We start from the raw sequence: 9,009 nt of genomic DNA, 5'->3' as shown, positions 1-9,009 counted from the left end.
CGACGCGCGTCCGTCAGGACGACGCGTCCATCTCGCGGACCAGGCTGAGCGGACGCATGTCGGTCCAGTGCTCCTCGACATGGGCGAGGCACGCCTCGCGCGCCGCCGGGCCGAACCGCGCCGTCCAGCCGGCCGGCACCTCGATCGCCACGGGCCAGAGCGAGTGCTGCCCCTCGTCGTTGACCAGGACCTGGTACTGGGCGTCGTCGTTCTCGAATGGATTGGCCATGCTTCACCTTCTCGATCTCTGCAGGCGGGAACGGAGCAGCGCGCACCGGCCGGCCCCTGTCGGGAGGACGGCGGCGCGGGCGCGTTCAGCCGTGTGTTCAGCCGCGCGTTCGGCGGCGGGAAGAGTGTGTGGAGCCGGACGGAGCCGGCCTGCGCGGTGCGCACGGCGCCGGCCTGTCGCACCCCCGTGGCATGCCCACGACCCAGCAGCGGTCCGGTATGTGACGCTGCATCAGGTGCCGTGCGGCGCTTTCAACCTAGGAGCTCGGTGACGGAGCTGTCAACGCGCGAAGGATCATGAAAAGAATCTGCCGCGGGCGACTCCGGGAGCACACCCGGACAGGCCCGCTCTCGACAACCGGACTGCGGGAAAAAGGCGTTCCGGATCTGAACCGCACGAGCGCGCCGCCCGTACGCCGGCTCGGGGCCGTCGGACAGGTCGGGAAGGGGCCTGCTGGGGCAAGGTCTCACACTCCGTCGCTGGGCGGGCCCGCCTCGCGAGGAGGCGGGCCGGCGGCTCTCGCGCCGCTCACACCTAAGAACGCGTCGGCACCGAGGTTTGGTTACACCGATCCGTGATCCTTCGGAAGCGGAACGGTTACCACCCGTCCGAAAGCCGGACCATGACGGGCGCTCAGGCGCGTCCCGCCGCCTTCTGGGTGCGCCGGGCCAGCGAGTCGATGACCACCGCGGCGAGCAGCACGGCACCGGTGATCATGAACTGGATGGCGTTGCTCAGCCCCTCGATGTTCATCCCCGACTGGATCGAGCCGATCACCAGCGCGCCCAGCAGCGCCGACCAGGTCGTGCCGCGCCCGCCGAAGAGGCTGGTGCCGCCGATGACGGCCGCCGCGATCGCGTTCATCAGCAGGTTGCCGCCGCCCGAGGTCTGGCTCGCGGACTGGATCTGCGCGGCCAGGAAGAGGCCGCCGACGGCCGCCATGGTCGAGCAGATGGTGAAGACCGAGATCCGGGTCCAGACCACGTTGATGCCCGCCCGGCGGGCACCCTCGATGTTGCCGCCGAGCGCGAAGACCTTGCGCCCGTAACCGGTGCGGCGCAGCACGAAGTCCAGCGCCACGATGAAGACCAGGAAGACCAGCAGCGCCAGCGGCAGGCCCTTGTACTGGTTCAGGGTGTAGGCGGCGAGGTAGCTGACCACGGCGAGCGCGACGGTGCGCAGCGCGATCTCGGCGACCGGCCGGGACGGCACGCCGGCCTTGCGGCGCCGGGCGGAGTCCAGCAGCGAGGCGGCCAGGAAGAGCACCACGCCGGCCGTGGCCAGCCCGTAGGCGGCGATCTGCTGCCCGTAGATGGTGCTGTAGAGCCGCGAGACGATGTCGCGGCCGGAGAGGTTGACCGTGCCGTTGGCGCCGAGCACCTGGAGCATCAGCCCGTTCCAGCCCAGGTTGCCGGCCAGGGTGACCACGAAGGCGGGCACCCCGATCCGGGCGAAGAAGGTGCCCTGGATGAAGCCGACCACCGCGCCGCCCGCGAGCGCCACGATGAGCGCCACCCACTGGTTCACCCCGTGGGTGACCTCCAGCACCGCGTAGATCGCCGCGCACAGGCCGCTGACCGAACCGACCGACAGGTCGATCTCGCCGAGCAGCAGCACGAAGACCACGCCGATCGCGATCATCCCCGTGCCGACGATCTGCTGGGAGAGGTTGGAGAGGTTCTGCGCGGACAGGAAGCTGCTGTTCAGGCTGCCGAACACGGCCCAGATCACGACCAGCGCCAGCACCACCGGCAGCGAACCGAGTTCACCGCTGCTGATCCGGCGGCGGAACTCACCGAGGTAGCCCTTGAGGCCCTCCTGGCGGACGATCAGCCGCGGGTCCACCGCCGGGATCGCCTCGGCGGCCACCGGGACCGGCGCGTTGACCCCGCCGGTGGGCATCGCGTCCTCGGGCAGCTGGTGGCGCCGCTCCTCGTGGCGGCCCTCCTCGAAACGGCCCTCCTCGAAGCGCCCGCCCTCGGGCGGGGTGCTGGGGTCGTCGCTCACTGGGTGCCCTCCGTCCCGCGGGCCTGGCGGCGGGTCACGGCGTTGTCCGTGGCGCCGGTGATGGCCGAGATGATCTGTTCCTGGCTGGTCGAGCGCCGGTCGAAGACCCCGTTGTTGCGGCCCAGCCGCAGGACCGCGACGCGGTCCGCGACGGCCATCACATCGGCCATGTTGTGACTGATCAGGATCACCCCGAGGCCCTGCTCGCGCAGCCGCTCGACCAGGTCCAGGACCTGCGCGGTCTGCTCGACGCCGAGCGCCGCGGTCGGCTCGTCCAGGATGACCACCTTGGGCGAACCGATCAGCGAGCGGGCGATCGCGACCACCTGGCGCTGACCGCCGGAGAGCGAGGCGATCGGGATCCGGACACTGGGGATCCGGATCGACAGGGTGTCCAGCAGCGCGCGCGAGCGCTGCTCCATCGCGACCTCGTCCAGCACCCCGAACCGCTTCAGCTCGCGCCCGAGGAAGAGGTTGCCGACCACGTCCAGGTTGTCGCAGAGCGCGAGGTCCTGGTAGACGGTGGCGATCCCCAGGTGCTGGGCGTCCTGCGGCCGGTGGACGGAGACCGGGCGGCCCTGCCACTCGATCACGCCCTCGTCCGGCTGGTTGACCCCGGCGATCGCCTTGACCAGGGTCGACTTGCCCGCGCCGTTGTCACCGACCAGCGCGAGCACTTCCCCCGTGCGTACCTCCAGCTCGATGTCGGTCAGTGCCTGCACCGCACCGAACCGCTTGGAGACCCCGCGCAGGGCCAGCACCGGTCGACCTTCGCCTGCCATCGCAGCCGCTCCCTTCCGCCCTCTGCCACCCGGCCCGCCGCCCTTGCCCCGAGCGGCCCACCAGGGAGCCGCCGGGTCGCCTCACCCGCGTGCGCGGCTACTGCAGCCCGGCCGCGGTGCAGTCGGCGGCGAAGTCGGGGGTGCAGATCTGCGGCACCGTGTAGAGGCCGTCGGCCACCACGGTGGTCTTGATGTTGTCCTTGGTCAGCACGGTCGGGGTGATCAGCTCGGACTTCACCTTGGTGCCGCTGCCGCTGGTCGCGGTGGTCGGGGCCACCGAGGCGGCGATCGCGGTGCCGGTGGCGAGGTCGACCGCCATGGTGCCGGCGGTGTCCGCCTCCGGCTTGTAGGGCTTGTAGATCGACATCGTCTGGGTGCCGGCCAGGATCCGCTGCACCGCGTCCAACTGGGCGTCCTGACCGGTCAGCGGCACGCTCAGGTTGGCGGCCTTGAGCGCGGTGGCGATACCCGCGGCCATGCCGTCGTTGGCGGAGTAGACGCCGACCACGTTCTGCGCGCCCAGCGCGGTGATCGCGGCGGCGGCCTCCTGGTTGGCGTTGTTCGGGTCCCAGTTCGGCGTGTCGTACTCCTTGCCGATCTTCAGCTTGCCGTCGATCGCGCTGTGCGCACCGGCCTTGAACTGCGCGGCGTTCGGGTCGGTGGGCGAGCCGTTGATCATGATGATCTCGCCGCTGCCCGACTTGCCGCCGACCGCGGCGACCAGCGCCTGCCCCTGGAGCTGGCCCACCTTGGTGTTGTCGAAGGAGACGTAGGCATCGACCGGCCCCTGCGCCAGCCGGTCGTAGGCGACCACCTTGACCCCCGCGTCGTGGGCCTTCTGCACCGAGGACTGGATCGCCTTGGCGTCCACCGCGTCCAGGATCAGCACCTGGTCGCCCTTGGTGAGGGCGGTGTCCACCTGGGTCTGCTGGACCGTGGCGTCCTGGTTGGCGTTGTAGTAGTCGACCGTCGCGTTCGGGGCCAGCTGCTTGATCCGGGCCTCGATCAGCGGCTTGTCGAACTGCTCGTAGCGGGTCGTCTTGGACTCCGGCAGCAGCAGCCCAATCTTCAGCGCGGCCGTCGAGCTGCTCGCACCCGCGCTGCTGGTGGACTTCTTGGCGCTGCCGCAGGCGCTCGCGCCGACGGCCAGACCGAGGATGGTGGTGGCAACGGCCGCCCGGCGCAGAACGATCTTCATCGGATGCCTCTCGTGGTCCCGGTCTCCCCCGTGACCGAGTCTGCGAACAGGGCACCGACGGCACGAGCCGGGCTGCGCCGAACGAGGAGCGGCATCCCTCCGATGATGGCAGGTCAGGTTCCACCGCCGGGGCCCGCCGGGGCCGGGGTGAGGAGGCCTCAGCGGTTCGGCCACCGCACCGGGCCGCCGGGCCGGCTACTGCTTGAGGGCCGCCGCCGCCTTGTCCCAGTTGGCGTGCAGCTGGTCCAGGTAGGTGCGGGCCGCCGGGCCGGGCGAGGTGCCGCGGGCGAAGGCCAGCATGTTGCCGGCCCCGGCGTTGTAGCCCAGCGCCAGCAGCTCGTCCCGGTCGAGCGAGGTGGCCGGGTGCGCGGGCAGCTGGGTGCCCAGGTCGTGCAGGAACCAGGCCGCCGCCTCGATCGCGAGGTCCGGGTCGTCGGGCAGCTGCTCCCACTGCCGGCCGGCGAAGTCCCGGCCGGCCTTGGTGTCGTCGAAGGCGGCCCGGTGCATGTTGGCGATCCCGAAGGCGGCGTCGGGCTTGAGCGCCTGCCAGGCGCGTTCCGCGGCCGGGTCGTGCGGCTTGTAGGACTCGTTGTAGAGGATCGCCATCAGCAGCTGCGGATCGATCCCGGCCTGCCCGGCCCGGGCCTTGACCTGGGCGGCGTACTGGGCGGGGTCGTAGCTGGAGGCGCTGGGCACGGGGACGGCGGTGCCCGCGCCCGCTGCGCTGCCGCCCGGCGCGGTGGAGGATCCCGGGGCGGGCGAGCCGGCGGCCGGGCCCGCGCCGGCGCTGCCGTGGTCACCGCCGCGCACGCCGTGGACCATGAACCCCAACGCCAGCACGGCGGCCACCCCCGCCACCGCTCGCCCGTACCTGCGCACCCGCGCCACCCCGCCTTCCGTCCGGTCCCTTCCCTTACGCTACTGCGTGAGCTGCTGGTGGATGCCCCACAGGTCCAACTGGGCCCACTGCCCGGTCACCCGGCCGCCGGCCACCCGCACGATCCGGATGACCTGGAAGGCGACCCGGCGCTCGGTCGCGGGGAGGCCGAGGAACTCGCCGACATGAGTGGCCTCCACCCGGAAGCGCACCGTGACGGCGTCGGCGCCCTCCACCACCTCCTCCTCCGTCATCGACAGGTCGGCCCAGGGCGTGACCATGTTCTTGACGTAGTGGCCCACGGCGACCTCGAAGTCGGTGAGCCACTCGGTCAGTCCGAGACACTTCTCCAACCAGTGCTCGGCGTCGATCAGTTCGGCGGCACCCTTGATGTCACCGGCCAGCAGGCGATCGTTCCAGGCGCGGTAGAGCTCCAGCGGGGTGGGGTCGGCGGTCAACTCCATGGCGGCCCACTTCCTTTGGTCGGGGGCCCTGACGCTAGACCGTCACAGCGCACCGCCACCAGCGTCGGCGGGCACTGCGCCATCAGCGGCGCGACGCATCCGCACGTTGGGCAACCGGCCCTTCCACAGCTCGCGTTCGCCGGCCGCCGGATTGGGACAGGCCGCCAACCAGGCCGCGAGCTGAACCCATCCGAGTTCGGCAGCGTCGCTCTCCCGCGCCGGTCTTATCTGATGCATCGTCACTTCCTCTGGCCACAGGCCGTTTCAGGAGTGCTCGACCAGCTCCACCGGGTGGGTCAGGTAGTTTCCGTACCAGCCCTCGCGGTCGCCGTCCTTGTACGTGCGCAGCACCCCGGTCAACCGCTCCTGCGCGGCCCGCAGTTCGAGCACCATCGCCGGGGTGTTCAACCGCGCGTCCGGCGTGGGCAGCTGGAGCGGAACGGCGGCCCGCAGCGCCCAGCTCCGCGAGGCCACCGCGGGCACCGTCGCCCGGCCGGCGCCGGGCAGCCCGACCTCGATCCGGCCGTCCGCCAGGATCCCCAGCTCCACCGGCAGCGCACCGCCGGGCACCGCGACCGTGCCCGCCCACCGGCCCGCGGGCAGTTCCATCGCCAGCACCGGCTCGGGCGTCATCGGCGCGATCAGCTCCGGCCGGTACCCCGGGACCAGCTCGCCCATCACATGGTCGATCACCTTGTCCCGCGCGGTCTTGTCGGTGCTGTTGCAGAGCACCGCCACCGAGAGCCCGAGCTCGGGCACCGCCAACAGCATCGCCGCCACCCCGGCACCTCCGCCGCCGTGGCTGTGGATCACCGGACCGGCCCCGCGCGCGAGGTTCCAGCCCAGCCCGTAGGCGACGTGCTCGTTGACCGGCTGCCCCGCGTGCATCGCGGCCAGCGTCCCGGGCCGCAGCAGCTCCGGGTAGCGCTGGGCGAGGAGCACCAGGTTCTCGGCCGTCCCCCAGCCGGCCGAGGCGACCGGCGTGCCGCTGCGGTACAGGGGGTAGGCGCGCCGGTCCGCGGTGTAGCGCTCGGCCCTGGGCCCCGGGCAGTCGACGCCGAGCCGCAGACCGGGCAGGCCGAGCGGCTCGAAGAGGCGCTCGCGCAGGAAGTCGGGCAGCGCCTGCCCGGTGACCGACTCCAGCAGGCGTCCCACCTGCAGGTAGCCGAGGTTGGAGTACTCGAAGCCGCTGCCGGGCTCGCGCAGCAGCGTCAGATAGCCGGCCGGGTCGATCAGCGGCCCGTCCGCGTACTCGAAGTTGTAGTAGCCGCCCAGGCCACCGCGGTGCTGGAGCAGCTGGCGCAGCGTCGGGTCCGGCCACGGCGCGGCCCAGGCGTACGGCCGGGCGTACGGGCCGGGCACCGGGGTGTCCAGGTCGAGCAGACCCGCGTCCGCCGCCAGGCAGCAGCCGATCGCGGTGAACGTCTTGGTGATGGAGTTGAGCGAATACGCGGTCTGCGGCGTGGCCGGGCGCCGGGCCGCGAGGTCCGCCCAGCCGTACGCCTCGGCCAGCACCGGCTCACCGTGCTCGGCCACCGCCACCGAGACCGACGGGCAGTCGTGTTCCGCCAGCACCTCGGTGCAGAAATCCGTCAAACCGTCCAGCATGGTCACCCTCCCGTTGCCCGACCGGCCGGCCTTGATCAACCGGCCGGGACGGACTCTAGTGGTCCGCCCGCGAAGCACCGCGGGCGGACCGGGGCCGGGGCCAGGGCCAGGGAACGCGGGCGCCCCAGGCGGGCCCAGGCGGCTGAGGTGATTGAGGCGGTCACGACCGGGTACGCGACCGACGAGGTGAGGATCATGTCCATCCCCTTCCCCTCGGATCCGGACGCCGCTCCCCCGTACGCGCCGGAGCCCCGGCCGCCGGCCCCGGCACCGCCCGCTCCCTGGCCACCGGTCCCCGGCCCCGAGCCCGGGCAGCCGGAGCCAGGAGGACCCGAGCCCCGGGAGCCGCAGCCCGGCGGTCCCCCGCCCGTGGAGCCGGAGCCCGGCGAGGCATGACCACTCACGTGAGCACCGGCGCGGCCTGAGCACCGGCGAGGCGTGACCAGCGGTGCCCCGGGTCCCGCGGGTCGCAGCCCCCGACGCGCCCGCCGCCGTGTCACGGTGGACACCAGGGCCGGGCCGCCCCCGCGATCGCCCCGCCCGCACTCCGGCCCCACCATGATTCGGACGTCTCTGGAGGACGCATGAGCAGCACCCCGCTCACCGAGCTGACCGGTGACTACCAGCTGGACCCGGCCCACACCAGGATCGGGTTCGTGGCCCGGCACGCGATGGTCACCAAGGTCCGCGGCCATTTCAAGGAGTTCGAGGGCAGCGCGCACCTGGACGGGTCGGACCCGGCCAAGTCGACTGCCACCGTGACGATCAAGACCGGCAGCATCGACACCGGCAACGAGCAGCGCGACGGCCACCTGCGCACCAACGACTTCCTGGACGCGCCGAACTTCCCCGAGATCGTCTTCGCCTCCACCGGCATCGAGGCACTCGACGGGGACCGCTACCGCCTGACCGGCAACCTGACGATCAAGGACGTCACCCGGCCCGTCAGCCTGGACGTGGAGTTCGACGGCAGCGCCCGCGACCCCTACGGCAACCTGCGGCTCGGCTTCGAGGGCTCCACCACGATCAGCCGCAAGGACTACGGCATCACCTGGAACGCCCCGCTGGAGGGCGGCGGGGTACTGGTCGGCGACAAGGTCGTGCTCGAGTTCGACGTCTCGGCGATCCGCCAGGGCTGACCACGCCTGCTGCCGCGCACCGGCCGGCCCCCGCGCCGACCGACCCGCACCGGCCGAGCCCCCGCGCCGACCGGGCGGACCGCAGGACGCGGACCGCAGGGCAGGGGCCCCGGCCGGCGCTCATGGAGGCCGGTTACGATCGATCGGTGTCTCGATTCCAGCGCCCGTTGCGCGCTCTGCAGGCCCTGCCCGCGCCGGTGCGCTGGCTGGCCGCTCCGGTGGTGCTGATCGGCTGCACCGGAGCGGTACTGATGAGCGGCGGCACCTACCAGCCGCCGCTCACCGCACCGACACCCGACGCCACGTCGGCCGGCTACTGCACCGCGCTGATGAAGGCACTGCCGAGCACGATGGTCGACCACCCGCGCGCCGACCCGGCGGGCTCCCGCTACGTGGCCGTCTGGCAGACCTCGCCCCGCACCGTGCTGCGCTGCGGGGTGCCCCGGCCGGCCTCGCTCAACATCCTGGCGAACCAGGAGTCGACCGGCCCGAACGTCGACGGCCTCCAGTGGTACCTGGAGAACGACGGCCACGGCGGCTACCGCTTCACCACCACGCTGCGCGCCACCTACGTCGAGGTGAGCGTGCCCGCCAAGGCCGTGACCTACCCGACGGACGCGCTCGGCGTGGTCTCCCCGGCCATCCTGAGCACCGTCCCGGACCTCAACGGGCAGTTCAGCACCGGGCAGGACACCGACCAGTAGG

At 72.3% G+C, this 9,009-nt stretch carries 9 protein-coding genes; 2 read left to right on the top strand and 7 right to left on the bottom strand.

Features of this window, described 5'->3' with window-relative positions; all coding sequences use genetic code 11:
• Positions 1-13: 13 nt before the first annotated feature.
• The 7 genes from OG500_RS32405 to OG500_RS32375 form a co-directional block, all read right to left on the bottom strand.
• On the bottom strand, positions 14-229 hold the full coding sequence (locus tag OG500_RS32405) for an MbtH family protein (RefSeq protein ID WP_327070392.1): 216 nt from the start codon (positions 227-229) through the stop codon (positions 14-16).
• A gap of 633 nt (positions 230-862) precedes the next feature.
• Complete coding sequence (locus tag OG500_RS32400) at positions 863-2,131, bottom strand: sugar ABC transporter permease (RefSeq protein WP_329587864.1); 1,269 nt, start codon at positions 2,129-2,131, stop codon at positions 863-865.
• A 101-nt stretch (positions 2,132-2,232) separates the two neighbouring features.
• A complete protein-coding gene (locus tag OG500_RS32395) occupies positions 2,233-3,018 on the bottom strand; it encodes an ATP-binding cassette domain-containing protein (RefSeq protein ID WP_327070391.1) in 786 nt (261 codons plus the stop codon).
• 97 nt (positions 3,019-3,115) lie between these two features.
• Positions 3,116-4,216, bottom strand: a complete 1,101-nt coding sequence (locus OG500_RS32390) for a sugar ABC transporter substrate-binding protein (protein ID WP_327070390.1) — start codon at positions 4,214-4,216, stop codon at positions 3,116-3,118.
• 195 nt (positions 4,217-4,411) lie between these two features.
• Positions 4,412-5,038: a transglycosylase SLT domain-containing protein gene (locus tag OG500_RS32385; protein ID WP_442789379.1), complete on the bottom strand. Its 627-nt coding sequence runs from the start codon at positions 5,036-5,038 to the stop codon at positions 4,412-4,414.
• A gap of 96 nt (positions 5,039-5,134) precedes the next feature.
• Positions 5,135-5,557 carry an ester cyclase gene (locus OG500_RS32380; RefSeq protein WP_329585297.1) on the bottom strand — a complete coding sequence of 141 codons (423 nt, stop codon included), beginning with the start codon at positions 5,555-5,557 and terminating at the stop codon, positions 5,135-5,137.
• A gap of 264 nt (positions 5,558-5,821) precedes the next feature.
• Positions 5,822-7,165: a serine hydrolase domain-containing protein gene (locus tag OG500_RS32375; RefSeq protein ID WP_329585294.1), complete on the bottom strand. Its 1,344-nt coding sequence runs from the start codon at positions 7,163-7,165 to the stop codon at positions 5,822-5,824.
• Positions 7,166-7,749: 584 nt separating this feature from the next.
• Here OG500_RS32375 and OG500_RS32370 point away from each other — a divergent pair.
• Entirely contained in the window at positions 7,750-8,304 is a 555-nt protein-coding gene (locus OG500_RS32370) for a YceI family protein (RefSeq protein WP_327070385.1), read from the top strand.
• Positions 8,305-8,450: 146 nt separating this feature from the next.
• The gene (locus tag OG500_RS32365; RefSeq protein ID WP_327070384.1) at positions 8,451-9,008 is read left to right on the top strand and encodes a DUF3515 domain-containing protein; all 558 of its coding nucleotides are present in this window, start codon (positions 8,451-8,453) and stop codon (positions 9,006-9,008) included.
• The last annotated feature ends 1 nt before the right edge of the window (position 9,009 follow it).

Source organism: Kitasatospora sp. NBC_01250, from assembly GCF_036226465.1.
Lineage (GTDB): Bacteria > Actinomycetota > Actinomycetes > Streptomycetales > Streptomycetaceae > Kitasatospora.
This window is presented reverse-complemented; position numbering and strand designations above follow the sequence as displayed.

What these genes read in the sequence shown, in the direction of transcription:
- OG500_RS32405 (WP_327070392.1), bottom strand. Translation starts at nt 229, where the DNA reads ATGGCCAATCCATTCGAGAACGACGACGCCCAGTACCAGGTCCTGGTC.
- OG500_RS32390 (WP_327070390.1), bottom strand. Translation starts at nt 4,216, where the DNA reads ATGAAGATCGTTCTGCGCCGGGCGGCCGTTGCCACCACCATCCTCGGT.
- OG500_RS32370 (WP_327070385.1), top strand. Translation starts at nt 7,750, where the DNA reads ATGAGCAGCACCCCGCTCACCGAGCTGACCGGTGACTACCAGCTGGAC.
- OG500_RS32375 (WP_329585294.1), bottom strand. Translation starts at nt 7,165, where the DNA reads ATGCTGGACGGTTTGACGGATTTCTGCACCGAGGTGCTGGCGGAACAC.
- OG500_RS32395 (WP_327070391.1), bottom strand. Translation starts at nt 3,018, where the DNA reads ATGGCAGGCGAAGGTCGACCGGTGCTGGCCCTGCGCGGGGTCTCCAAG.
- OG500_RS32380 (WP_329585297.1), bottom strand. Translation starts at nt 5,557, where the DNA reads ATGGAGTTGACCGCCGACCCCACCCCGCTGGAGCTCTACCGCGCCTGG.
- OG500_RS32400 (WP_329587864.1), bottom strand. Translation starts at nt 2,131, where the DNA reads ATGCCCACCGGCGGGGTCAACGCGCCGGTCCCGGTGGCCGCCGAGGCG.
- OG500_RS32385 (WP_442789379.1), bottom strand. Translation starts at nt 5,038, where the DNA reads ATGGTCCACGGCGTGCGCGGCGGTGACCACGGCAGCGCCGGCGCGGGC.